At 75.1% G+C, this 24,488-nt stretch carries 15 protein-coding genes; 1 reads left to right on the top strand and 14 read right to left on the bottom strand.

Translation table 11 applies throughout. The features are described from left to right. Positions 1-7 precede the first annotated feature (7 nt). Positions 8-613: a TetR/AcrR family transcriptional regulator gene (locus AL2_RS16195; protein ID WP_067634695.1), complete on the top strand. Its 606-nt coding sequence runs from the start codon at positions 8-10 to the stop codon at positions 611-613. A 10-nt stretch (positions 614-623) separates the two neighbouring features. Here AL2_RS16195 and AL2_RS16190 read toward each other — a convergent pair whose 3' ends face one another. The 14 genes from AL2_RS16190 to AL2_RS16125 form a co-directional block, all read right to left on the bottom strand. Next, positions 624-1,760: a nitroreductase family protein gene (locus tag AL2_RS16190; RefSeq protein WP_067634694.1), complete on the bottom strand. Its 1,137-nt coding sequence runs from the start codon at positions 1,758-1,760 to the stop codon at positions 624-626. A 26-nt stretch (positions 1,761-1,786) separates the two neighbouring features. Beyond that, positions 1,787-2,533 carry a 4'-phosphopantetheinyl transferase family protein gene (locus tag AL2_RS16185; protein WP_067634693.1) on the bottom strand — a complete coding sequence of 249 codons (747 nt, stop codon included), beginning with the start codon at positions 2,531-2,533 and terminating at the stop codon, positions 1,787-1,789. Further along, positions 2,530-3,420 (bottom strand): DUF6206 family protein, encoded by an 891-nt coding sequence (locus AL2_RS16180; protein WP_067634692.1) that lies wholly within the window; start codon positions 3,418-3,420, stop codon positions 2,530-2,532. Before AL2_RS16180 ends, AL2_RS16185 begins: the two co-directional genes overlap by 4 nt. A 156-nt stretch (positions 3,421-3,576) precedes the next feature. Continuing rightward, on the bottom strand, positions 3,577-4,806 hold the full coding sequence (locus tag AL2_RS16175; RefSeq protein WP_067634691.1) for a beta-ketoacyl-[acyl-carrier-protein] synthase family protein: 1,230 nt from the start codon (positions 4,804-4,806) through the stop codon (positions 3,577-3,579). Then, positions 4,799-5,806, bottom strand: a complete 1,008-nt coding sequence (locus AL2_RS16170) for a beta-ketoacyl-ACP synthase III (protein WP_067634690.1) — start codon at positions 5,804-5,806, stop codon at positions 4,799-4,801. Before AL2_RS16170 ends, AL2_RS16175 begins: the two co-directional genes overlap by 8 nt. 144 nt (positions 5,807-5,950) lie before the next feature. Further along, complete coding sequence (locus AL2_RS16165) at positions 5,951-6,805, bottom strand: AfsR/SARP family transcriptional regulator (protein ID WP_210748360.1); 855 nt, start codon at positions 6,803-6,805, stop codon at positions 5,951-5,953. Between the two features lie 258 nt (positions 6,806-7,063). Continuing rightward, positions 7,064-7,375, bottom strand: a complete 312-nt coding sequence (locus AL2_RS16160) for a RedY/HapK family protein (protein WP_067634688.1) — start codon at positions 7,373-7,375, stop codon at positions 7,064-7,066. Between the two features lie 13 nt (positions 7,376-7,388). After that, entirely contained in the window at positions 7,389-8,555 is a 1,167-nt protein-coding gene (redW, locus tag AL2_RS16155; RefSeq protein WP_157438189.1) for an L-prolyl-[peptidyl-carrier protein] dehydrogenase, read from the bottom strand. An 11-nt stretch (positions 8,556-8,566) separates the two neighbouring features. Beyond that, positions 8,567-11,257 (bottom strand): beta-ketoacyl [acyl carrier protein] synthase domain-containing protein, encoded by a 2,691-nt coding sequence (locus AL2_RS16150; RefSeq protein ID WP_210748361.1) that lies wholly within the window; start codon positions 11,255-11,257, stop codon positions 8,567-8,569. Between the two features lie 8 nt (positions 11,258-11,265). After that, positions 11,266-12,384, bottom strand: a complete 1,119-nt coding sequence (locus AL2_RS16145; RefSeq protein WP_067634685.1) for a Rieske 2Fe-2S domain-containing protein — start codon at positions 12,382-12,384, stop codon at positions 11,266-11,268. Beyond that, positions 12,381-15,059, bottom strand: a complete 2,679-nt coding sequence (redH, locus tag AL2_RS16140; RefSeq protein WP_083946573.1) for an undecylprodigiosin ligase RedH — start codon at positions 15,057-15,059, stop codon at positions 12,381-12,383. The genes AL2_RS16145 and redH overlap by 4 nt, the downstream gene beginning before the upstream one ends. After that, complete coding sequence (locus AL2_RS16135; RefSeq protein WP_067634684.1) at positions 15,059-16,108, bottom strand: SAM-dependent methyltransferase; 1,050 nt, start codon at positions 16,106-16,108, stop codon at positions 15,059-15,061. Before AL2_RS16135 ends, redH begins: the two co-directional genes overlap by 1 nt. Then, positions 16,105-16,926 carry a thioesterase II family protein gene (locus AL2_RS16130; RefSeq protein ID WP_067634683.1) on the bottom strand — a complete coding sequence of 274 codons (822 nt, stop codon included), beginning with the start codon at positions 16,924-16,926 and terminating at the stop codon, positions 16,105-16,107. The genes AL2_RS16135 and AL2_RS16130 overlap by 4 nt, the downstream gene beginning before the upstream one ends. After that, positions 16,919-24,481, bottom strand: a complete 7,563-nt coding sequence (locus tag AL2_RS16125; RefSeq protein WP_067634682.1) for a type I polyketide synthase — start codon at positions 24,479-24,481, stop codon at positions 16,919-16,921. Before AL2_RS16125 ends, AL2_RS16130 begins: the two co-directional genes overlap by 8 nt. Positions 24,482-24,488 lie beyond the last annotated feature (7 nt).

Raw genomic sequence — 24,488 nt, 5'->3', positions numbered from 1 at the left:
GGTGCCGATGCACTCGTCGGAGAAGACGGCGCGCACCGAGATCTGCGACCAGGCGCTGCGGCTGTTCGCCGCGCGCGGCGCCGACAACGTCAGCCTGCGGCAGGTCGCGGCGGCGGCGGAGGTGTCCCCGAGCCTGGTCGTCCACCACTTCGGCGGGAAGGCGGGCCTGCGCGAGGCCGTCAACGAGCGCAGCCTGGCCGTCTTCCGGCGGTTCGCGGAGTACGTCGCCGAGGCCGGGCCGGACGGCGGGCCCGGCCCCGGCGACGACTTCCTGCCCCGCCGGCTCGTCGCCTTCCTCGACGGCGACTCGCCGGTGCTCGCCCACCTGTGCCGGCTGCTGCTGAGCGACGAGCCGGCCGGGCGGCAGATCTTCCGGCGGTGGCACGCGCTGAAGCTCGCCTGGCTCGACTCCCTCCCCGGCGCGGTCCGCGCCGGGGAGGACCGGTCGCTGTGCGCCGCCTGGCTCACGGCGAACGAGCTGGGCGTCCTGCTGCAGCGGCACCAGCTCCGCGGCCTCCTCGGCCGGGACCCGCTCGCCGCCGGGGAGGCGGCGCGCTGGGCCGAGGCCGGCGCCGGCGTCTACCGCGCGGGCGCGGGCCCCGGACCGTGCTGAGCGGGGCGCGTCAGACCGTGCGGAACGCGGCGGCCGGTGCGCGGCGCGGGGACGCCGGGAACGCGGCGGCGGGCCGGCCGAGCCGCGCCGCGAAGAACACCCGGCCGGGCATGCCGAACCGGCGCTGGAGCGCCAGGCGCAGATCGGCGTGCTGGATCACGATGCTGACCGGGTGCAGGACGAGGCCGGCGGCGGTCGCGTCCAGCCAGTAGTCCGCGAGCGCCGACGCCGCCGCCAGCGTGTCGGGCAGGCCCGGCTCGGCGACCGGCAGGCCCATCATGACGATGACCGGTGAGCGGCGCACCACGGCGGCGAGCTGCCCGGCGAGCAGGCGGGGATAGCCGGCCCGGCTCAGCGCGGCCATGACGGGCGGCGCGAGCGCGAGCCGCCGGGCCCACCGGCCGTGCGCGGGCAGCGGCCCGAACAGGTGCTCCGGGGTGAACCCGTCTTCGCGGGCCGCGCCGGCGCTCCACCGGAGGAACGAGTGCGTCTCCCGCCAGGCGCCGCCGTGCGCGAAGTCGCGCCCGCCGTGCTCGGCGACGAAGCGGGTGAACCGCGCCCGCTCCGGCCAGGACCGCAGGTGCCGGACGACGACCGGCAGCCCGTCGCCCCGATGCCGGGCGAGCGCCGCGAGCAGCGCCGGGTCGACCGTGCCCGGCTGGAACGGCGCCCGGTTGGTGTGCCGGCGCCGGGCGACGGCATGGAGGTCCTCCAGGGTGCCGTCCGGGTCCCCGTCGCGGCGGAACTCGGCGACGCACAGCGGTTCCCAGGTGCCGGGAAGACCCAGGCCGGACGGGGACGCCCCCCGCGCGAGCACCTGGGACCGCACGACCGTCCACCCCTGCGCGGCCAGGGCCCGCTGGAGCAGGCGCCAGTACAGGCCGCAGCTCAGCTCCATCTCCAGGGCATGCGCGGGCAGCGCGCCGAGGCTGCGCTCGCGGTCGGCGCCCAGGACGAGGAAATGCCCGTCCTCGGCGGAGCCGAGCAGCGCCGCCGCCGCACGCCGGGCCGGGACACCCGCCATCCGCGCGAGACACCACGGCTGGCAGTTGTGCGACGACGGGCTGAGCACGGCGACGTCCAGCGCCGCGGACAAGGCGTCCGCGAACGCGGGAGCAGCGGTGCGCGAGGGCGTCTGCGCGGTCATCCGTTCCTCCGTCTACTACGCGGGGTTCACCACACGAGGGCGAACGCGTATCCGCGGATCTCGGCGGCCCAGCCGTGCCGGGGCCATGGCAGTGCGGCGGCCTCGCTGCGCAGGCGCGGCCCGGCCGTCCAGGTGAACGCGCCGTCCGGCCGCCATCCGGTCAGCGCGACCTCGCGGGTGTCGAGCCGCAGCCCGAACCCGAAGCACTTGAGGACCGCCTCCTTGCAGGCCCAGCGCAGGGCCGGCGGCATCCCGGCGAGCCCCGCGCCGTCGGACCGCAGCAGGCGGACGAGGGCGGGCGAGAGCGTCCGGTCCAGTTCGAGGTCGATCCCGACCGGCCGGGGACCGCAGGCGGCGACGGCGAGCCCGCCCGAATGGGAGATGCCGATGCCGACGGGCGCGTCCACGAGCGGTTTCCCGGCGCGCGGCCCGCTCTCGACGGCGGTGACCCGGATCGTGCGGGTCGCCCGGCGCGTACCGGTGCGCGCGATGCCGTGCGCGCGGACGGCGTGCTTGGCGGCGAGCCGTCCCGCCAGCCATTCCGTCCGGCGCTTCGCCGACCGGAAGGCCGCGGCCGGGTCGCCCTCACCGGCCGCCAGGTGCCGCGCCATCAGGGCGGTCACCCGCTCGGCCGGCTGCCGGCCCAGCCAGCCGGCCGACACCGCCGCGACCGTCAGGCCGCCGGGCAGGTGGACGACGCTCAGCGGCCGCGCCGGATCCAGCGGAAGGAGGTCCGCGGAGATCCCGGCGCGTCCGGTGAGCGGCCCGGTCAACGGTCGACGTCGGGCGGGAGCAGGAACGGGTAGGTCCGGCGCCGGATCCGGTTGTGCCAGAACCGGTCCGCCTTCCGCAGGCGCTGGATCAGCTCCCACATCCGCGCGTCCTCCCGGTAGTAGGCGTCGACCTCCGCGGCGGTGATGGGCCGGTCCAGGCGTTCGGCCGCCTGCTCCAGGAAGCCGGGGACGAGGTCGCCGAGCCGCTCCTTGTGCAGGTTGCTGAGGAAGTCCAGCACCACCCCCCGCGTCGAGTAGAACTTGTCGAAGATCGACCTGGTCATCGAGAGCCGGACGGCGTCGCGCAGCGCCCACGGCAGCGAGGTGAAGAACAGCCGCACGTCCAGCTGCTCCCGGCCGCGGCCGTCCCGCATCAGCGGGGTGGTGATGTCGAGGTACACGAGCTCGCCGCCGATGTCGGTCCAGTTGGACGCCTGCGCGTCCAGCCCGAGGTCGGGCAGGACGGCGCGGTCGACGGTGTCGAGGAACCGCTTGAAGAAGTCGCGGGCCCACTCCTCGCTCTCCGCGTGCAGCAGCTTCGAGCACAGCCGGTCGCCCGGCAGCTCCTCCTGCACGCAGTACGCCACGATCTGCCCGGACGGCCGGACCCGGTGCCACAGCTTCGTCTCGGCCACCTTCAGCCCCCGCTCGGCGAGCCGGGCGAGGTAGGTGTCCAGTGACCTGCGGTACCGGTCGAACCGCTGCCGGGAAGGGAACACGGGCAGCCGCTTGCACGCGAACGAGCCAGCGTCGGTGTCGAGCCTGAGGACGAGGGTGACCTCCCCGTAGCCGAGGACGTCGAGGGCGGTGTCGTCGGTGGTGATGAGCGCCCGCTGGACGCCGCGCTCCAGCCGGGACAGCTCCTCGTCCGGGACGGTGAACGCCATGCGGGCCTCAGAGGTCCCCGTCGAGGGCGTCGTCGAGGCCGCGCGCCGACCGCACCCGGACGACGAGCGCGAGGACGGCGAGGACGGCGGCGATGCCGAGGACGCGGCGCAGGTTCATCTGTTCTCTCCTTCGGTGGGGGTTGCACCGGTGCCCGGTCAGGCACCGGCGAAGACGAGGACGGCGTTCTGGCCGCCGAAGCCGAACGAGTGGCTGACCGCCACCTCGATGTCGCGCTTGCGTGGTTCGCCCGCGACGACGTCGATGTCGATCTCCGGGTCGCGCGTGTCGTGGTTGGCGGTCGGCGGGACGGTGGCGTGCTCGATCGCGAGGACGGTGAGGGCCGCCTCGATCGCGCCGGCCGCGCCGAGCGTGTGCCCGACGGCGCCCTTCGCCGAGGTGACGGCGGGCGCGCCGCCGAACAGGCGGGTGACGACGTGCGCCTCCACCGCGTCGTTGAGCTGGGTCGAGGTGCCGTGCGCGTTGACGTGGCCGACGTCCTCCGGCGCCGCGCCGGCCTCGGCCAGCGCCTCCCGCACCGCCCGCACGACCTGGGTGCCCGCGGGATCGGGCGCGGTCATGTGGTAGGCGTCGGCGGACGCGGCGTAGCCCGCGAGCCGCGCCCGGACGCGCGCCCCGCGGGCGCGCGCGTCGGCGGCGCGCTCCAGCACGAGGACGCCGCTGCCCTCGCCGATGACGAAGCCGTCGCGTCCGGCGTCGAAGGGCCGGGACGCCGCGGCCGGGTCGCCGGTCCGCCGCGACAGCGCGCCCATCTGCGCGAACCCGGCGACCAGCAGCGGCGTCACGGGCGCCTCGGTGCCGCCGGTCAGCACGACGTCGCAGTCGCCGCGCTGCAGCAGCCGCATCGCGGTGCCGATCGCGGTGGCGCCGGACGCGCACGCGGTCGCCGTCACCAGGTTCGGGCCGGTGGCGCCGAACTCCATGGCGAGATGCCCGGCCACCATGTTGGGCACGATCAGCGGTATCACCAGCGCCGACACCGCGCGCGGGCCGTGCGCCAGCAGCCGTTCGTGCTGCGCGGACGCCGAGGTGTGGCCGCCGGACCCGTTGCCGATGACGACCCCGACCCGCGCGCCGTCCCAGCTCGCCGGGTCCAGGCCGGCGTCCGCGACGGCCTCCCGGGCGGCGGGGACGGCGAGCTGGACGTGCCGGTCGTGCATGAGGGCGCTGCGGCGGCCGACGTGCTCGGCGGGCGAGAAGCCGGGGACGGCGCAGGCGATGTCGACGGGCAGGCCCGCGAGGCGGGGGTCGGTGGCGGCCGCGGACCGTCCCGCGCACACCCCGTCCCAGGTCGCGGACGTGCCGATGCCCGCCGGGGTGACCAGGCCGATGCCGGTGACGGCGATCTCGGGACGGGAGTCACGCATCGCCGCCCCCGTCCAGGCGGGGCCACCGGAGGGTGACCGAGCCCCAGGCCAGCCCGCCGCCGAAGGCGGTCAGCAGCACCCGGTCGCCGGGCCGCAGCGTGCCCGCGGCGTGCGCCTGGTCGAGCGCGAGCGGGATCGACGCGGCGGCCGTGTTGCCGACCTCGGCGATGTTGCTCACCGCCCGCTCGCGCGGCAGGCCGAGCTCGTCGGCGAGATGGTCGGTGATCCGCTGGTTCGCCTGGTGGCAGACGAGGTGGTCGACGTCGGCGGGCGTCCACCCGGCCCGGTCCAGCGCCGCCTGCGACGACTGCGCCATCTGCTGCACGGCGCGCCGGAACACCGCCTTCCCCGCCATCGCGAAGTAGTGGTCGCGGGGGTCGGGCTCGGCGCCCGACAGCCGCTGCCGCGACCCGCCGGCCCGGACGGTGATGAGGCCGGCGCCGCCGCCGTCGCTGCCGAGGTCGAACGGGCCGAGCGCGCCGGGTTCGGCGGGCCCGCCGCCGCGCAGCACCACCGCGCCGGCGCCGTCCCCGAAGATCACCGAGGTGGTCCGGTCGTCCGGGTCGAGGATGCTGGAGAACGCGTCGGCGCCGATCACCAGCACGCGGCCGGCGATGCCGGCGGCGATCAGCCCGGTGCCGGCGGCGAGCGCGTAGACGAAGCCGCTGCAGACCGCGGCGACGTCGAACGCGGCGGCCGACCACAGCCCGAGGCGGGCGGCCACGTCGGGCGCGGTGCCCGGGCACGGATGGTCCGGGGTCTGCGTCGCCAGCACGACCGCGTCCGCCGGGCCGCCGCCCGCCGACTTCAGCGCGCGGGCGCCGGCCTCGGCCGCGAGGTCCGACGTCGCCGTGCCCGGCTCCGCGAAGTACCGGCGGGAGACGCCGGTGCGGGTGCGGATCCATTCGTCGGAGCTGCCGAGCCGGGCCGCCAGTTCCTCGTTGGGCACGGCCCGGGACGGAAGCCGGCTGCCGATCCCTGCCACGACCGCGGTCCCCATCGGGGCACCTCCTGCCGGTTCGCCGGGGTTTCCTGGACGACTGCCACCCTGCCGCCGGCCGCTGACGGCGCCGCTGACGGGCCGCTGACGGGCGCGGCCGCCGGGGGCGCGGCGGCCCGGCCCGGCCGACCGGGCCGTCCGCGATCAGCCCGCGACCGACTCGCGGCGGACCCGCAGCACCGCGTCCGCCGACTCCAGCAGCGGGTGCTGGCCGAGGATGTGCCCGTACAGCCGCTGCAGGGACCGGCCGGGCTGGACGCCCAGCTCCTCGTCCAGCCGCTCCCGGATCCGGTGGAACAGGTACAGGGCCTCCGACTGCCGGCCCGCCCGGTAGAGGGCGAGCATGAGCAGCTCGGACAGCCGCTCGCGGGCGGGGTGGGAGGCCACGAGCCGCTGCAGCTCGGCGATGGCCTGCCGTTCCTCGCCGAGAAGCATCCGGGCGCTGACGAGGTCCTCGCACGCGGCGAGCCGCCGCTCCTCCAGCAGCGCGGCGGCGCCCCGGCACCGCCGTCCGGTGCGGGTGTGCAGGAGCGCGGGGCCCTGCCACAGGGTGAGGCCGGACTGCAGCAGGTCCCGGGCCCGCGCGGGGTCGTCGGTGAGCGCCGCCACCGCCCGCGCGGTGAGCTCCAGGAACCGGTTCCCGTCCACGAGTTCGCGCGGAATGTCGAGGACGTATCCGTTGCAGACGGCCCGCAGCGGGAGCGGGGTGCGGGCATGTTCCGCGCATTCGTGAAGGATTTTCCGGATCCGGGTCGCGTGCGCCTGCAGCGCATTGCGCGGGTTCCGGAGAATTTCTCCCGGCCACAGTTCTTCGGTCAGTTCGTCATGCGAGACCGTGCGGCCGGCCTCCAGTGCGAGGGTGGCGAGCATGGTGCGCACCTTGCCGGCGCGCAGTTCGGTTCGAGTTTCCCGGACGACGATGGAGACGGTGCCGAGCAGGTTGACGCCCACCCCGTCCCCGGAGGGCGCACCGGCCGGTAGGCTCGGTCTCTGCCCCATGATGTCAACGGTCATCATCATCCTTGACGTTGAGCGGATAACGCTTATCAGCGTCGGCCGGCGGGGTTCGTCCGCCCTTTCTTCATGACATTCCCATCGAAAGGCCGAACAACTGTTCAGCGGTCAGTCTTACAGACATCCCACGCTTTTCGCCATCCACCCGTTGGCCATTCTGGTCTCAACGTCCACGGCCCGGACGAGATCGAACTCGTCCTTTCGTTGAGGCGGTCCGGACGCCTTCTCAACGCCGCCGCGGCGTCAGCTCCGCGCATACCCGGGCTCCAGCCGCTCGCCGGTCAGCTCGTCGGTCACCGCGGCCATCTTCGAGAACGCGGTGACGAGCCGCTGGAAGGCGGGCGTCCGCATGTCCCGCTCGAACTCGGCGGTGCCGCTCACCCTGATGACCTCGACGTAGCGTCCGGCGTCCTCGCCGGGCGCGCGGAGCACGTCGAAGGCCAGCACGCTCGGCAGGTCCGGGCAGGTCGCGTAGTCGACGTCCCGGACCCACGCCTCGAACCCGGCGGGATCGGTGCCGGGGTGCAGCCGGATGGTGTGAATGATGATCTCCATGGTGCCGGTCCTCTCAGCGCCGGGGGGCCGGCCGGCGGCGGCCGATGCCCAGGGCGCGCGCGATGTTGTTCTTCTGGATCTCGTTCGTGCCGGAGAAGACGCGCGCCGGCAGCGCGTCCCGCAGCAGGTCCCCCGGACCCCCGTCGAGGACGCCGGCGGCGCCGCGCAACTGGACGGCGTCCAGGCCGACCTTGACCGCCGCCTCGCTCACCGCGAGCTTGGCCAGCGCCGACGCGACGTCGCAGTCCTCGCCCGCCGACAGCCGCCGCGCCGCGTCGAACAGCAGCAGCCGCGCCGACTCCAGGGCCAGCACCATGTCCACGATGCGGTGGCTCACCGCCTGGAACTGGCCGATCGGCGCGCCGAACTGCTCGCGGTCGGCGGCGAACGCGATCGTGCCGTCCAGGACGCGCCGCATCGCGCCCAGGTAGACGGCGAACAGGCAGGTGCGCTCCCACTTCATGGAGCCGGTGAACACGGCCGCGCCGGTTCCCTCCGCGCCGAGGACGTGCCCGGCCGGGACGGCGCAGCCGTCGAAGTACACGTCGGCCGTCGGCGACCCGCGCAGGCCGGTCTTGGCGTACGGGCGGCCGACCCGCAGCCCCGGCGTCCCGGCCTCGACGATGAACGCGGTCAGCCCGAAGAACCCGCCGGACGGGCGGGTCGCGGCCTGGACGATGAACACGTCGGCGACGGGCGCGTTCGTCGTGAAGCACTTGCTCCCGCTGAGGACGTAGCGGTCGCCTCGACGTTCCGCCCGCGTCCGCAGGTTCAGGGTGTCGGAGCCCGCCTCGGGTTCGGTGATGCCGTGCGCGGCGATCCGCTCGCCCGAGCACAGCGCGGGCAGCCAGCGCCGCTTCTGCTCGTCCGTCCCGAACTCGGCGATCGGCATCAGGCAGGCGAACAGGTGGGCCGCGACCGAGAACGCGAACCCGGTGTCGGCGCAGCCCTCGCCGAGCGCCTCCAGCAGGACGGCGGCGGACTCGGCGTCCAGGCCGCTGCCGCCGTACTCGGCCGGCACGGTCGCGCCGGTCAGGCCCTGTTTCCCGGCGAGCCGCCAGCGGCGCCGGAAGTCCGCCGGGTCGAACGCGCCGTCGGCTGCGGCCGGCAGGTCGCGGCCGGCGAAGGCGAGCACCATGTCGCGCATCGCCGCGGTCTCCGGGGAGAGTCTCGAATCCATCCCGCGCGGGTTCATCCGGCTCCGTCCTGGTATTCCTCGATGAGCAGGTGGTAGTTGATCCCGCCGGTGCCGAACGAGCTGATCCCGGCCCGGCGCGGCCGTCCGGGCACGGCGGGCCACGGTTCGGGCGCGGTCGGCAGCCGGGCCGGGATGTCGTCCAGCGGCAGCCCGGGAGCGGGCGTCCGCAGGTTCGCGTTCGGCGGGAACGTGCGCGCCCGGATGCCGAGCAGGGCCTTCAGCAGCCCGGCGGCGCCGGCGGCGGCGAACGTGTGCCCGAAGAAGCCCTTCGCCGAGCCGATCACCAGCGGGTCCCGGCGGCCCGGCTTGGCGTAGACCTCGGCGGTCGCGGAGATCTCGACGCGGTCGCCGACCCGGGTGCCGGTCCCGTGCGCCTCCAGGTAGTCGACCGCGGACGGGTCGAACTCGACCTGCTCGAACGCCTGCCGCATCGCGCGGACCTGCCCGTCGGCGTCCGGCGCGATCAGCGACCGGGCGTCGTTGGAGCCGCCGATGCCGCGCAGCAGCCCGAAGATCCGGTCGCCGTCGCGGACGGCGTCCGGCAGCCGCTTGAGCAGGAACAGCGCGCACCCGTCGCCGGGGCTGAACCCGTCGGCGGCGGCGTCGAAGGGGGTGATGCGGCTGTGCGACAGCAGCCCGAGGGCGGAGCAGAGCACGAGGTCGCGCGGGTTGCACGCCAGCTCGACGCCGCCGGCGAGCGCGAAGTCCGCCTGCCCGGACCGCAGCGCGCCGAGCGCGATGTCCAGCGCCGCGAGCGACGACGCGCAGGCCGCCTCGACGGCGACGGGCACGGCCGGCAGCCGGTACTCGCCCGCGATCAGCGCGGCGACGCCGCCGGCCAGGCAGCCGTCCAGGTCCATCGGCGCGAGCGGCTCGCCGGATGCCTGGAAGCGGCGGCGGACGCGGTCGAGCAGCAGGGCGCGGGCGCGGCCGGACAGCGGGGCCAGCGCGGCGAGGCCGGCCTCCAGTTCCGCCAGGGAGCGTTCGGCGTTGAGGCGCCGGTCCCGGGTGAGGCCCAGATTGGTGCCGATCGCCACCATGCCGGGACGGCCGGACCAAGTCCCCGCGCGCCCGTGGCGGGTCAGCGTCTCGGCGGCGACCGCGAGCGCGACGCGCTGGACGGCGTCCATCGCCGCATACCGGCGCGGCGTGATGCGCAGCCCGTCCGGCGGGGCGTCCGGCACCGGCACGTGGGCGCCCAGCCCGGTGTAGCTGTGGGTGAGGCTGACGCCCTCCTCCCGGACGTAGAGATCGCGGTCGAGGACATCGACCGGCAGCGGTCCGATGCGGTCCTCGCCGGAGCGGACGGTCTCCCAGAAACTCTCGGCGCCGGGGGCTCCGGCGAAGCGTCCGCCGTACCCCACGACGGCGATCGGCTCGGGCCGGCTCGTGACGGCGGCGCCCGTCCCGGCGGGCTCCGGGCTGCGCGAGTCGTGCTCCTCCAGCAGCAGATGGCAGAGCGTGCCCGTCAGCGAGGCCCCGAGGACGGCGGCGCGGCGCGGCTCCCCGCCGGGGACGGCCGGCCAGCTCTCGGCCGTCCGGGCGAGCCGGAAGGGCCCGCCGGGGGACGGCTCCGCGTTCGGGGGCAGCCTGCGGTGGTACAGGGCGAGCGCGGTCTTCGCGACGGCGGCGAGCCCGCCGCCGGCGAAGGTGCGGCCCGGCTCGTCCGCGGTCCCGCCGAGGGCCACCGACGCGGCCGGGGCGTCCTCGAAGAGCCGGCCGAGCGCCTCCAGTTCGGCGTCCGCCGCGGCGGGCGGCCCGTTCACGGCGCGCTCCACGTACCCGACCGACTCCGGCGGCACACCCGCCGCCTCATGGCAGGTGCGGGCGACGCGGTACCGCCGCCGCGCGGACGTCGAGTAGCGCAGCACCCCCGGCCGGGCGTCCTGCTCCATGGCGCATTCGAGGAGCGAGGCGTAGATCCGGTCCCCGTCGCGGACGGCCGACGACCGCCGTTTCAGCAGCAGCGCCCCGACCCCCTCGCCGGGGTCGCCGGGCAGCCCCTTCGCGGCGAGCAGTTCGCCGAGCAGCGGGCTCTCGCGACGCTGCCCGGCCAGTACGAGCACCGCGTCGCAGAGGCCGCCGCGCAGGCCGTTGACCGCGTGCGCGAGCGCCGCGAACGACGTCGCGTCCGCCGACTCCACCGTGAGCGTGCGGCCCCGCAGCCGGAACGCGCCCGCGATCCGGGCCGGGATCGTGCTCGCCATCTCCCCGACGCGGTCGTGCGGGGACGCGCCGAGCCGATCGGCCAGCGCCGCCCGCAGCTCCGCCGCCGCCCGCGCCGCGACCGGCCGGGCGTGCCCGCCGAGCAGGGCGGGCACCTCCCGTTCCAGGTCGCGGGCGTACCGCGCGGACTCGACGCGCAGCGCGTTGGCGTACTGGCGGTCGAGGCCGAAGCAGATCCCGGCGATGACGTCGGTCCGGTCGGTGCCGAGCGGCCGGCCGGTGTACCCGGCGTCGGTCAGGCACTGCCGGGCCGCCTCCAGCATGAGGACCTGCATGCGGGTCATCGACCGCCGCTGCACCGGCGGGATGCCGAAGCGGGCGACGTCGACCTCCGTCTCGTCCAGCCCCGGCGGAGCGGACGCGGGCGGGCCCGCGCACAGCCGCGCCCAGTAGTCGCCGGCACCGCGCGCCCCCGGGTAGAGGCACGCGATGCCGATGATCGCGATGGGTTCGCGCACGGGTCCCGTCACACCTTCGCCGCGTCCTCCGCGGACGCCCCGTTGAGCGCGGCGGGCTCCGGAAGATCCGCGTCGCCCGCGTCCGGCGGGCCCGCGTCCACCAGGCCGGCCTCCTTGCGCAGCTGGTCGCGCATCACGACGTACTTGGCGTTCAGCTCGTCCACGGCGACGAACCGGTTGACGCCGCGCCCGGTGACCTTGGGCTCGATGCGGGTGACGATGTTCATGTCCTGCACCTCCTGGACGCGCTTCTGCGCGAACAGCGCGAGCTTCGGCAGGACGCGCCGCAGGCCCGGGGCCCGCAGCAGCGGCGCCAGGTGCTTGTCCTCATACCAGCGGAACAGCACCTGGGTGTGCTCGTCGTCGACGGGCGTCATCCAGATCGTGACGTCGAACGGCTCGGTGTGGATGTGCACCATGCCCGGGAATGTGAAGGTGACCGACATGGGGGCGACGTTCGTCGGGTCGCCCTCGCCGACCAGCCGGAACGTGTGCCGCAGCGTCGTCCCGTCCACCTCCAGGCGGCTGTCCTCGACCTTGGTCATCGCCAGGTAGCGGCGGCGGCCGTCCAGCCCGAGCTTCTTCGGCGTTCCGCTCCACCCGACGTAGTCCAGCACGTTGAACCAGTGGTCCCGGTGGACGACGGGCACGTGGTAGAAGTCCAGCAGGCTCTCGATGTAGCGGGTGTAGTGGACGGGCTGCTGCCAGGCGCTCGTCGCGTGGACGTCGGTGCGCTCCCCGACCTCGGGCGGGATCTGCACGTCCGGCAGCACCTCCCGGTCGTCCCCCCACCACAGCCAGATCAGGCCGTTGCGCTCGCGCACGTGGTAGGTCTCCAGCCGCATCGACTTCGGGATGCGGCCGCCCGTGCCGAGGCACGGGGCGAGGGTGCACTGCCCGTCGGCCGCGAACCGGAAGTCGTGGTAGGGGCAGCCGAGCGTGTCGCCGCGCAGCCGCCCGTCCGCCATGTTGGCGCCCTTGTGCGGGCAGCGCGCCGACTGGCAGATCAGCCGCCCGGCGGTGTCCCGCCACAGGACGAGCTCCATGCCCATGCGCCGCGCGCCGGTGGGCCGCTTGGTGCCCACGTCCTCGGACCGGAGGATGGCGTACCACTGGTTGGGGATCATCCGTCTTTCCTTTCGTCGGTCTCGACGACCTCGACCACGCCCCGGTCGCCGTCCACCGTGACGAGGTCGCCGGTCTTGATCGTCTGCGTGGCGTGCTTGGTGTTGACCACCGAGGGGACGCGGAACTCGCGGGACACGATCGAGCTGTGCGAGAGCATGGAGCCGATGTCGGTGACGACCGCGCCGGCGATCGCGAACAGCGGCGTCCAGGACGCGTCGGTGAAGCGGGTCACCAGGACCTCGCCGACCTGGAACTCGTCGGCCTGCCAGACGAGGTCCTCGATGATGCGGGCCCGCCCGACGACGCGGCCGGGGCTGGCGCCGAGGCCCTCCAGCCGGACGCCGTCCGGGGCCGGGCGGACGGCCTTGGTGACGTCCCACTCGCCGACGAGGCTGAGCGGCGGCTCCGGCAGCCGGGCGTAGGCCTGGAACGTCCGCCGGGCCTCCTCCAGCTTCGCGCGGGAGAACACCTCGCGGGCGTCCCGCTCGCCGGACAGGTACTCCAGGACGTCGGCGAAATCGAGGTCGGCGACCTCGTCCAGGGACCGCAGCACGCCGGCGGCGACGAGCCGGCGGCCGACCTCGTAGACGACGCGCCGCACCAGCCAGATCGAGGTGATCATCGACATGCGGGTGGTCTCGCGCAGCCGGCTGCACGTCTCGTACAGCGACATGACCTGCTCGATCACCCGGCGCTTCGGCGCGGGCAGCCGCAGCAGCGCCTCCCCCGCCGCGTCCTCGCCGGGGTCGTGGGCCCGGTCGAGGACGTCGTCGATCGAGAAGCCCTCGTCGGCGTAGCGGCGGATCATCTGGAAGACGTACGACGGGTCGTCGATCCAGCGCGGGTGGGTCAGCTCCATCTCCTGCCGCCCGCGGGTGCCGTTCTCGCGCAGGAACGGCACCATGTGGGCGTCCCAGAAGGCGCGGCCCGCGTCGTCCGCGCGGAGCAGGGCGGGGACGTCCTCGCCGACGCCGCCCCGGATGATCTCCATGACGCGGCCGTCCCGGCGGGCGACCTGGGCGAGCGCCCAGATCTCGCGGGCGGACTCGACCGTCCGCAGGCTGGACATGTCGGTCTTGATCCGGTTCCGCAGGCTGGTGCCCTCCTGGCCGAGCCAGGCGCCGCACAGCGCTTCGAGCACCCCGTAGAAGCCGAACGCGTTCATGTAGTACGGCATGTAGCCGACGTGCATGTCGTGGAAGTAGGCGAGCCGCCGCGCCAGCTCGGCGTTCAGCTCCCGCCGGTCGAGCCTTGCCAGGTCGACGCCCTGGGCGCGGTCGAACTCGTAGAACCGGGACCGCACCATCCGCCGGGCGCGCTTCTTCATGTTCCGCAGCTCGGCGATGGACGTCTTCAGCCAGAACCCGGCCGCCTTCAGCTCCTCGGCGCCGCCCGGCCACGTCCCGAACGGATTCCGGTAGGTGTCGAGGTCCACTTCCTCGCTGACGAAGCGGCTCGTGAAGCGGCTCTGGTCCTTGGTGGGGAGGCACTGGCCGAGCATGTACGCCGTGTAGGAGATGTTCAGGTAGACGTGGCCCTGCAGGTACCCCATGTGCAGGGACATGTCGCCGGGGTCGCGGACGCCGGTCGACACGGCGCAGCCGCGGTGCACGTTGTGCTGGTAGTACTGCGCGAACGATTGGCCGAGCGGTGACATGACGCCGGTGAAGATCTCGCCGATGTCCATGCGGGACCACAGCGTCCCCTCCCGGACGGCGTCCGGCACGGGGTGCAGGTAGGGGCTGGTCTGCCGGTCGCGGACGGGCGTGGTCGTGATCGGGCGGGTCTGCAGCAGGTACGGCTTCCCGTCCCGGACGGCCCACTCGATGTCCTGCTCGGCGCCGTAGTGGTCGCGCACCTGGACGGCCAGTCCCGCCAGCGCGGCCAGTTCGGCGGGCGTCAGGCAGGCCGTGTTGCGGGCGGCTGCGTCCACCTTGACCAGGCCGACCGTCCCCGGCTCGACGGGCGCGCACTTGGTGACCTTGTACCGGATCTTCTGGTCGACCACCTCCGGCCCGGCCGGGTCGACGAGGAAGAAGTCGGAGGTGACCTTGCCCGCGACGAGGCCCTCGCCGAGGCCCCAGCACGCCTCGACGACGAACCGGTCGGTGCGCCCGCTGACCGGGTCGCGGGTGAACAGCACCCCGCCGGTGTCGGCGTGCACCATCTGCTGGACGACCACGGCGATCGACCCGGCGTGCGACGCGTCCCGGTAGGCGGCGGCGCGGTCCGTCCAGAGGGAGGCCCAGCACACCTTGACGGCGTCCAGGAGCGCGCCGTCGCCGGCGGTGTCGAGCACGGTGTCGTGCTGGCCCGCGAACGAATGGGACTCGGAGTCCTCCGCGGACGCCGACGACCGGACGGCGACGCGGGGACGCCCGAGCTCCCCGTACGCCTCCAGGATCGCCGCCGCGATGCCGTCCGGGACGTCCGCCGCCACGATGCGTTCGCGCAGCTTGGCGGGCTCGGTCCCGGCGATGTCGGCGTCCAGGCCGGTCTCCCGCAGGAACCGCTCGAACAGCGCGGTCGTCAGGCAGAACGCGGGCGGGACGGGCAGGCCCGCGCGGAGCATCTCGTCCAGCCGGGTCGCCTTGCCGCCGAGCAGCCCGGCGGCGGGGACGTCACCCGCTCCCAGCACGAGGATCAGCTCTTTGACAGAAGTCCTGGTCGCCATCAGATGAGCTCCTCAGCGGTGCCGTGGTCCGGGGACCGGTTGGTGCCGACGAAGGCGCGGAACTGCTCGCCGGGGATGAGCCGCCGTTCCCGCACCGCGCTGAACCCGGCGCTCTCCAGCTGGGCGGCCAGCTCGGCGGCGTGCGGCAGCGGGCCGCCGAAGTCGGCGCACTGGAACCACAGGTCGAGGACCTCCATGCCGACCGCGCCGCCCCGGCACGCGGTGGTCAGCAGCAGCCGCCCGCCGGGCGCCAGCAGCGACCGCACCCGCTCCAGCACCTTCACCCGCTCGCCCTCGGGGAAGTAGTAGATGTTGTTGTGCATGGTCACGAGGTCGAACACCGGCTCGGCGTCGAGGTCGCGGACGTCCGCCCGGCGGACCTCGACGCGGTCGGCGAGGCCCCACGCGGCCATGTTCGCGGCGGCGCCGGCGGCCACGTCGTCCTGCAGGTCGATCGCGAGGGCGGTGAGCCGCGGGTTCAGCCGGGCCGCGTGCCGGACGTAGACGCCGCTGCCGCAGCCGACCTCCAGCAGCCGGCGCGGCTCGTGCCGGTCCACGACGAGGCCGACGGCCTCCTCCACGAACGGCTGCACCACGCGGGTGGAGCGGGCGATGACCTCGCCGTCCTGGTCGCCGAGCGTCAGCCGCCGCCCGCCCCGCGCCATGGCGGGGGCGTCCAGCAGGACGGGGAGGTGGAACCGCGCGACCTCCTCCAGCGCGGCGGCGACGGCGTCGTTGCGGGGGTCGCCGAGCGCCTTCGACGCGCGGCCGCGCAGCTCGTAGCAGCCGTCGTCGAGGCCCAGCTCGCCGAGCCGCACCCCGATGTCCAGCCAGGCGCGCAGCACGTGCCGGTCGTCGCGGACGCCGAGCGCCACCGCGAGCGTGTCCAGGTCGCAGGGCCGCACCGCGAGCCGCCGCAGTACGCCGTTGCCCGACGCGGCGGCCAGGAACGACGCCCGGTACAGGGGCGTGACGAGGCTCCGGCCGAGCGACAGCAGCAGCGGAACCTGACGGCCTCCGGCCAGCCTGGCCAGGGTCGCGACTTTCATGTCCGAGTCCTCCGGGGGTCGAGTGTGTGGCCGCGTGGATGCCCGCCCAGTTCGCGGCGGAGTTCGCGCAGCAGCGCCGCCCGGTCCGGGCCGGCCAGGTAGAAGTGGCCGCCGGGCAGGTGCCGGCGCAGCGTCGAGCCGTAGGTGTACTCCCGCCACTCGTCCACCTGGGCCGGCGCCGCGATCGGGTCGCCGGCCGCGGAGAACGCGGTGATCGGGCAGCGCAGCGGGCGGCGCGGCGCCCACCGGTACCGCTCGCACGCGGTGAGGTCGGCGCGCAGCACCGGCGCGCGGCGCGCGAACTGCGGGCCGCCCGAGCGCGGGTCGACGCCGGCGCCGGCGAGGCCGCCGAGGTCGCGGACCATGCGCAGCAGCGCGTCGTCGGTGAGCTCCGCGCCGATCCGGTCGCCGTAGAAGTGCGGGGCCCGGCTGCCGGACACGAACAGGTGGAGGGGCTCCCCGGCGCCGCGGTCGCGCAGCTCGCAGGCGACCTCGTAGGCCAGCAGCGCGCCCATGCTGTGCCCGAACAGCGCGTGGGAACCGGCCAGTCCCCGGTCGATGAGCGCCGCCGCGATGTCGGCGGCCATCGGGCGCAGTTCGCTGCGCGGCCGCTCCTCCAGCCGGAAGCTCCGGCCGGGCAGCAGCACCGGGACGACCTGGACGTGGTCGCCGACGTGCGCGTCCCAGTCGCGGTACACCGACGGCGTCCCGCCCGCGTGCGGGAAGCAGATCAGGCGCACGCCCGCCTCGGGGTCGGCGGCCGCGCCCGGGAACCAGGCGGGCCCCGCGTCCCTGGTGCCGGTGTCCGCGTCAGCCATCGAGCTGCTCGCGGCCCTCGGGCGACTCCAGCCAGGCGATCGTCCGGGCCATGCCCTCCTCGAAGGAGACCTCGCTCTTGAAGCCGAAGTCCTCGCGGGCCCGGTCGATCGGGTAGGACTGGTCGCGTTCCAGCAGGTGGACGGCGTGCCGGGTGAGGACGGGCCGCGCCTTGACGCGCAGCGCCCCGTACACCTTCTCCGCCGCGCCCGCGACGCCGGCGGCGAGCGGCCGGGGCAGGCTCATCGCGGGCGGCTTGACGCCGAGCCCGGCCGCGAGCGCCTCGATGTACTCCCGCCAGGTCGTCATCTCGGGGTCGCGCAGGTTGTAGACGCCGCCGGCGGCGGCCTCCGACCCGCAGGCGGCGATCATTCCGTCCACCGCGTTGGCGACGTAGAGCAGCCCGGCCGGGGCCATCCCCCTGCGGACGTACACCATCTGCCTGCTCTTGAGCAGGGCCGCGATCTCGACGACGAAGTCCTTGCTGCGCGGCCCGTACACCGACACCGGCCGGATGACGGTCAGCGGCAGCCCGGCCCGCTCGGCGGCCTGCCGCACCGCCTTCTCGCCGAGGAGCTTGCTGCGGTTGTAGGGCAGCCCGATGTCGTTCGGCTCGGTGCGCTCGTCGCACGGCCGGACGGGGTACCCGTAGACGTCCGTCGTGCTGAGGTGCACGAACCGCTCGACGGTGCCGGCGCGGCGGGCGGCGTCCACGAGGTTCCGGCAGCCGGTGACGTTGGCCTGCTCGAACTCCTCCCACGGCCCCCAGTCGGCGGACTTGCCCGCGCAGTTGTAGACGTGCCGGACGCCGTCGGTGGCGCGCAGCAGCGCGTCCAGGTCGGTGAGGGAGCCGACCTCGACCTCGACGGGCAGGTCGGCGAACGCGGACCGGTCGCTCCCTTCCCGGACGAGCACCCGCACCCGGTGCCCGATCTCGGCGAGCCGCCGGGTCAGGTGGCCGCCGATGAACCCGGACGCGCCCGCCACGAGCACGTCGGCGGCACCGGAGCCGTGCGTTCTCGCCGCCCGCCGCGGCTCGGTCCGCCGCGGCTCGCGCGGGCGCGGTGTCGTGTTCTCGGGCGAGGTCATGTCCATGGCGTCCACCAGAAGGTCGAGGGAGCGGTCGAGGTCGGCTTCGCGGTGGTCGGCGTTGACGAAGAACCGGAGCCGGCACTTGTCGCGCGGCACGGCCGGGTAGCCGATCGGCATCACGTTCACGCCGCGTTCCAGCAGCGCGCTGGAGATCTCCATGGCCCGGCCCCAGTCGCCGACGATGATGGGGATGACGGCGGTCTCGTGGGACACGCCGGTGTCCAGGCCCCGGGCGCGGGCCGCGGTCCGGAAGTGCTCGGACAGCTCGCGCAGCCGCGCGACGCGTCCGGGCTCGTCCTGGATGACGCGGAACGCCTCCAGCGCGGCGGCGGCGCTGGCCGGGGAGATCCCGGTGCTGAAGATGTAGAGCGGGGTCGTGTACTTCATGAACTGGATGAGGGGGCGGCGCGCCGCGATGTAGCCGCCGAGGCTGCCGATGGCCTTGCTGAGCGTCCCCATCCACAGGTCGACGTCGTCGGGGTCGACCCCGAAGTGCTCGCCGACACCGCGTCCGGTCCGGCCGAGGACGCCGAGCGAGTGCGCCTCGTCGATCATCAGCATCGCGTCGTGGCGCCGCTTGACCTCGATGAAGCGCGGCAGGTCGGGCAGGTCGCCGTCCTGGCTGTAGGCGCCCTCGATGACGACCAGGGCGCGGCGGAACCGGCCGCGCATCGCGCCGAGGATGCGGTCCAGCGCCCGCCAGTCGTTGTGCGGGAACGGGCGGCGGCGGGCGCCCGACAGGATGCAGCCGCGCACCGTGCTGTCGTGGATCCACTCGTCGTGGACGATGAGGTCCTCGGGGCCGAACAGGTGCCCGACCGTCGCGACGTTGGTGGCGTGCCCGCCCGCGAACACGATCGCGGCCTCGGTGCCGAGGAACCCGGCGATCTCCGCCTCCAGCTCGTGGTGCAGCGGCGTCTCCCCGCACAGCAGCGGGGTCGCCGAACTGGACGTCCCGTACCGGTCGATCGCCGCCTTGGCCGCCTCGCGCAGCCGGGGATGGGCCGACAGGGCCAGGTAGTTGAAGGCGGAGAAGTTGACGACCCGGCGGCCGTTCATGTGGATCCGGCCGGAGTTGAACCCGTCGTGGACGCGCTCGTAGGCGTTCGGGCCGCTCGACTCGATCAGCCGGAGCCGCTCCAGCATCTCGGCGTACTCCTCCCACTCCTCGAATCGCCGCTGGATCACCACGGGACGGCTGGTGGCCGGCTCGGGCTCGGGCTCGGGTGCGGGCTCGGGTTCGGGAGGCGGCGGGGGCTGGACGGCGGGCGCGCCGCCGAGGGCGTCCAGGAGCTGGCCGATGGTGAAGTCCTCCGGCAGAGTCTCGCGGAGCCGCGCGACCCGGTCGGGGTAGAGGGGGGCGAGGCCGCGCTCCAGCTCACCCTTCATGAGCGAGTCGAGGCCCAGCTCGCTGGTGACGCGGGCGTGCGGCGGGATCTGCTCGACGGGGAAGCCGGAGACCCTGGACACGCACGCCAGGACCCGATCCGCGTCGACGTGCACGTGGCCGTTGCCGTTCACTTCGATCTCCCTTCGCTCCTCGCCGTCCGTCGCCGGAGATTCCCTGAGCCAGTAGCGGCTCCGTTCGAACACCGCGTGCGGCGCGGCGACCCGCCGCCGCGGCCGGCCCGCTTCGAGCCCGGCCCAGCGGACGTCGCCGCCCGCGCAGTGCCAGCGGCCCGCCGACCGGAGGAACGTCCGCCAGTCGTCGGCCCCGCGGCGCAGGGACGGCAGCCACAGGGCGGTCCCGGCGTCCTCCGCCGAGCCGGTCCGGGCGAGCCCGAGGAGGGTGGGGTGCGGGCCCGCCTCCACGAAGGCGTCGCAGCCGAGCCGCCGCAGGGCGGCGACCCCGTCGGCGAACCGGACGGTGCCGAGGAGGTGGTCGGCCCAGTAGCCGGGCCGGGGACGGCCCATGGGCTCCCCGGTGTGGTCGGAGATCCACGGGATGCCCGGCTCCTGGACGGCGACCGCGCCGGCCGCCTCCCGCAGCGGCCCGGCCGCGCCGGCCATCAGCGGCGAGTGGAAGGCGTGCGAGACGGCCAGCGGGCGGACGACCACGCCGCGTTCCGGCAGGTCGCGGGCCAGCCGCTCGATCGCGTCCGCCGGGCCGGACAGGACGAGGTGGCCGGGCGCGTTCACCGCCGCGACGGCGACGGACGGGGCCGCGGCCGCCGCCTCCCCGATCAGGCCGGCGTCTCCGGAGCAGGCGATCATCGCGCCGGAGCCGGGCAGCTCGTCCATCAGCCGGCCCCGGGTCGCGGCGAGCGCCAGCGCGTCCTCCAGCGACAGCGCACCGGCGACGCACGCCGCCGCGAACGCGCCGACGCTGTGCCCGAGCACCGCCGCGGGGCGGACGCCGAGCGACTCCCACAGGCGGGCCAGCGCGACCTCGACCGCGACGAGCGCGGGCTGGCAGTACCGGGTGCTCTTCAGCAGGGCGGGGTCGGCCTCGGTGAACAGGAGGTCGCGGAGCGAGCGGCCGATCAGCGGGCGCAGCACCTCCTCGGCCCGGTCGATGACGCCGGCGAACACGGGGCTGGACTCGTGCAGCCCGCGTCCCATCCCGGGGTACTGGGTGCCCTGGCCGCTGAACAGGAACGCCGGTCGCGGGGCGCGCCCGGTGGCGTGCCCGAGCGTCACATCGGTGGACGCCTCGCCGGACGCGAGCGCGGTGAGCGCCTCGTCGAGCTCGGTCATCGACCCCGCGGTGAGGACGGCGCGGTGCCCGAGCGCGGCGCGGCCGGTGTTCGCCGCGTGGCACAGGTCGGCGAGTCCGACGTCCGGGCGGGCCGCGATGTGCGCCCGGTACCGGCGGGCGAGCGTCGCCAGCGCGGTCGGCGTGTGCGCGGACAGCGCCAGCGCCCGCACGGGCCGCTCGCCGTCCGGCGGGTCCGCCGCCGGCTCCGGCTCGGGCGCCCGCCGCACGATCACGTGCGCGTTGGCGCCGCCGAACCCGAACGAGCTGACGGCGGCCCGGGACGGCGGGGCGGCGCCGCGCCCGGCCCGGCCGGCCGGCACGGTCAGGCCGGACCCGTCCCAGGCCAGATGGCGGTTCGGGGTGGTGAAGTTCAGCTGCGGGGGCAGCTCGCCGTGCCACAGCGCCAGCACCGCCTTGATCAGCCCGGCGATGCCGGCCGCCGCCTCCAGGTGCCCGATGCCGGCCTTCACGGAGCCGACCGGGCAGGGCGCGTCCGCGGCGCGGCCCGCGCCGTACACCGCGGCGAGCGCCTCCCACTCGACCGGGTCGCCGAGGACGGTCCCGGTGCCGTGCGCCTCGACGTAGTCGACGCCGCGGCCGTCCGTGCCCGCCTCGGCGAGCGCCCGCTCGATGACCCGCCGCTGCGCCGATCCCCTGGGGGCGGTGAGGCCGTTGGCGCGGCCCCCGTGCCCGACGGCGGCGCCGTCGATCGTCGCGTAGATCCGGTCGCCGTCCGCGAGCGCGCGGGACAGCGGCTTCAGGCACACCAGCCCGGCGCCCTCGCCGCGCACGTAGCCGTTCGCCGCGTCGTCGAACGCGCGGCAGGAGCCGTCCGGTGACAGCATCCCGCCGCGCGCGAACGCCACCGACAGCGCCGGGTTGATCAGCAGGTTGACGCCGCCGGCGAGCGCGACGCCGCACTCGCCGGCGCGCAGGCTGCGGCAGGCGGCGTGCACCGCGACGAGCGAGGACGAGCAGGCGGTGTCGATCGCCAGGCTCGGGCCGCGCAGGTCGAACTGGTACGACAGCCGGTTCGCCGCGATCGAGTGCGCGGTCCCCGTCGCGGCGTACACGTCGATGGCGTCGAGGTCGCCCATCTGGAGGTCGGCGTAGTCGTGGCCGCTGATGCCGACGAACACGCCGGTGTCGGTGCCCGCGACGCGGTCGGGGGCGATGCCCGCGTCCTCGAACGTCTCCCAGGCGATCTCCAGCAGGAGCCGCTGCTGGGGATCCATGCGCTCGGCCTCGCGGGCGGAGATCCCGAAGAAGCGGGCGTCGAACCGGTCGATGTGATCGAGGAACCCGCCCCGCTTCGGTGCGTCCGCGCCGGCGGCGTCCCACCGTCCGGCGGGCACATCGGCGACCGCGTCGCGCCCATCGAGCAGCAGCCGCCAGTACCCCTCCGGATCGGCGGCGCCGGGGAACCGGCAGCCGAGCCCGATGACCGCGATCGGCTCCGCGGCGCCCACGGCCCGGGGGCCGGTCCCGGCCTTCTCCCCGTGCGCTTCGTGAGCTTCGGTGCCGAGCCGGTCGGCCACGTCGCGGATCGTGGGACGTTCGAAGACCGTGCTCGGAGGCAGTTCGCGGCCGAGCCATTCCCCGAGTTCGTCGACGATGGCGACGGCGGCCTTGGAGGTGAGCCCGAGCGCCGCGAACGGCGCGGTGGCGTCGATGGTCCTGGCGGGCAGGCCGAGCCGCGCGGCGGCCCGCTCCACCAGCCACGCCTCGATGTCGGCCGCACCGCGCGCCGGACCGGGCGCCGGACGCCCGGCGTCCTCCCCGGTGGTGCGAGCCAGGAGCGCGGGCACCGAGGGTTCCGCCAGAAGCTCGCCCAGCGGGACGTGGATACCGAGTTCGCGTTCGAGGCGACCCGCGAGGGCCAGCAGGGCCGAGTAGTCGAGGCCGAGGTCGGCGAAGCGGCGGTCCTCGACGCCGGCGCTGCCGGTCACGGACGCGATCACGTCGATGACCTGCTTGCGTCCGGGCTGTCCGGGCTGTCCGGGCTGTCCGGGCCGTCCGGTACCCGCGGAGGCGGGCTCGCGGGTCACGCTGGCCGCGGCGACCGGCAGGGCGAGCGACAGGAACGCGTCCCGGCAGCCGCGGCGCTGGACCTTCCCGCTCGTCGTCTTCCCGACGGCCCCCCGCCTGACCAGGACGACCGCGTGCGGCGACACGTCGTGCTCGCGTGCGACGGCGGCGCGGATCCGGGCGAGCAGGTCCCCGGTGTCGCCCGCCCGGTGCGCGTCCAGTTCGCAGACGACCACCAGCTCCTCGGCGCCGTCCACCTCGACGCCGAACGCGGCGCCGCAGCCGGCGCGGACGGCCTCGTCCACGCCCTCCGCGGTCAGCTCGACGTCCTGCGGGTAGTGGTTGCGGCCCTGGACGATCACGACGTCCTTCAGCCGCCCGGCGATGTGCAGTTCCCCGTCCCACTCGAAGCCGAGGTCGCCGGTGCGCAGGTGCGGGGTGCCGTCCCCGTCCTCGATCCGGGCCTGGAACGTCTCGCGGGTGGCGTCGGCGTCGCGCCAGTAGCCGCGGGCGACGCCCGGCCCGCTCACCCAGACCTCGCCGACCCGGCCGGCGGGGAGGCGCCGCCGCGTGGCCGGGTCGACGATCGCGACGCCGACGCGGTCGGCGGCGGGGCCGCAGCCGACCGACCGGACGGCCCGCCGCCCGGCGGGTGCGGCCTCGGCACGGCCGTTCCCCAGCGCCTCGGCGTCGAGCGCGCCGACCTTCGGCGGGCGGTCCGCGGGTGCGCCGCTGACCAGCAGCGTCGCCTCCGCCAGCCCGTAGCAGGGCAGCAGCGCCCGCCGGTCGAACCCGGACGGCGCGAACCGCTCGGCGAACGCGTCCAGGGTGTCGGCGCGCACCGGTTCCGCGCCGTTCAGCGCGAGCCGCCAGGACGACAGGTCCAGCCCGGCCGCCTGCTCCGCGGAGATCCTCCGCAGGCAGTAGTCGAAACCGAAGTTCGGGGAGATCGCGGTCGTCGCGCGCGTCGCGGAGATCGTCTCCAGCCAGAGCAGCGGACGCTGGATGAACGTCTTCGGCGCCATGAGGTGCGCCGGTACGCCCCCGTACAGCGGGGTCAGCAGGCCGCCGATGAGGCCCATGTCGTGATACGGCGGAAGCCAGGACACCAGGACGGAGTCATGGTCGTGCTCCATCATCAGGTGGATCGCGCGCAGGTTCGCGACGAGGTTCTCGTTGCTCACCATGACGCCCTTGGGAGCCGCGGTCGAACCGGACGTGTACTGCAGGAACGCCAGCGATCCCGGTGTCAGGCCGGGGTCGCGGTACGTTTCGGCGTCGTCCGCGCCGCATTCCGCGGTCGCCAGCCGGCGGATGCCGGCCGGGGGACGCCTCTGCTCCTCGTCGACCAGCGCCCATTCGGCCCCCGCGTTCGCCGCGACCGCGGCGAGACGCTCGGTCGTCCCGCCTGCCCGCCCGCCGCCGGGCGGGTAGGCGGGGACCGCGATCGCGCCCGCGTAGAGGCAGCCCAGGAAGCCGGCGACGTACTCCAGGCCGGGCGGCAGGAGCAGCAGGACGGGACGGTTCCGCAGCCCCTCCCGCTGGAGCCGTCCCGCGACGGCGCGGGCGCGGGCGTCCAGGTCCCGGTACGTCCAGGACTCGCTCTCCCCGCCGAGCCCGGTGCGGAACCGGTAGGCGAGCCGGTCGGGGGTCCGCCGGACGTGGTGCCGCAGGACGCCCGCCACCGTCTCCGGCTCCGGGCCGCCCCAGTGGTCCTCGATCTGGTTGAAGCGCGTCATCGTTCCA

This window comes from Actinomadura latina NBRC 106108, assembly GCF_001552195.1.
GTDB classification, from domain to species: Bacteria; Actinomycetota; Actinomycetes; order Streptosporangiales; family Streptosporangiaceae; genus Spirillospora; species Spirillospora latina.
Note: the sequence above shows the minus strand (reverse complement) of the source record. Positions and strands in the feature narration are given on the sequence as shown.

Coding starts and splice junctions, on each gene's coding strand:
- AL2_RS16195 (WP_067634695.1), top strand. CDS start 8: ATGCACTCGTCGGAGAAGACGGCGCGCACCGAGATCTGCGACCAGGCG.
- AL2_RS16190 (WP_067634694.1), bottom strand. CDS start 1,760: ATGACCGCGCAGACGCCCTCGCGCACCGCTGCTCCCGCGTTCGCGGAC.
- AL2_RS16180 (WP_067634692.1), bottom strand. CDS start 3,420: ATGGCGTTCACCGTCCCGGACGAGGAGCTGTCCCGGCTGGAGCGCGGC.
- AL2_RS16175 (WP_067634691.1), bottom strand. CDS start 4,806: ATGCGTGACTCCCGTCCCGAGATCGCCGTCACCGGCATCGGCCTGGTC.
- AL2_RS16170 (WP_067634690.1), bottom strand. CDS start 5,806: ATGGGGACCGCGGTCGTGGCAGGGATCGGCAGCCGGCTTCCGTCCCGG.
- AL2_RS16165 (WP_210748360.1), bottom strand. CDS start 6,805: ATGGGGCAGAGACCGAGCCTACCGGCCGGTGCGCCCTCCGGGGACGGG.
- AL2_RS16160 (WP_067634688.1), bottom strand. CDS start 7,375: ATGGAGATCATCATTCACACCATCCGGCTGCACCCCGGCACCGATCCC.
- redW (WP_157438189.1), bottom strand. CDS start 8,555: ATGGATTCGAGACTCTCCCCGGAGACCGCGGCGATGCGCGACATGGTG.
- AL2_RS16145 (WP_067634685.1), bottom strand. CDS start 12,384: ATGATCCCCAACCAGTGGTACGCCATCCTCCGGTCCGAGGACGTGGGC.
- redH (WP_083946573.1), bottom strand. CDS start 15,059: ATGGCGACCAGGACTTCTGTCAAAGAGCTGATCCTCGTGCTGGGAGCG.
- AL2_RS16135 (WP_067634684.1), bottom strand. CDS start 16,108: ATGAAAGTCGCGACCCTGGCCAGGCTGGCCGGAGGCCGTCAGGTTCCG.
- AL2_RS16130 (WP_067634683.1), bottom strand. CDS start 16,926: ATGGCTGACGCGGACACCGGCACCAGGGACGCGGGGCCCGCCTGGTTC.
- AL2_RS16125 (WP_067634682.1), bottom strand. CDS start 24,481: ATGACGCGCTTCAACCAGATCGAGGACCACTGGGGCGGCCCGGAGCCG.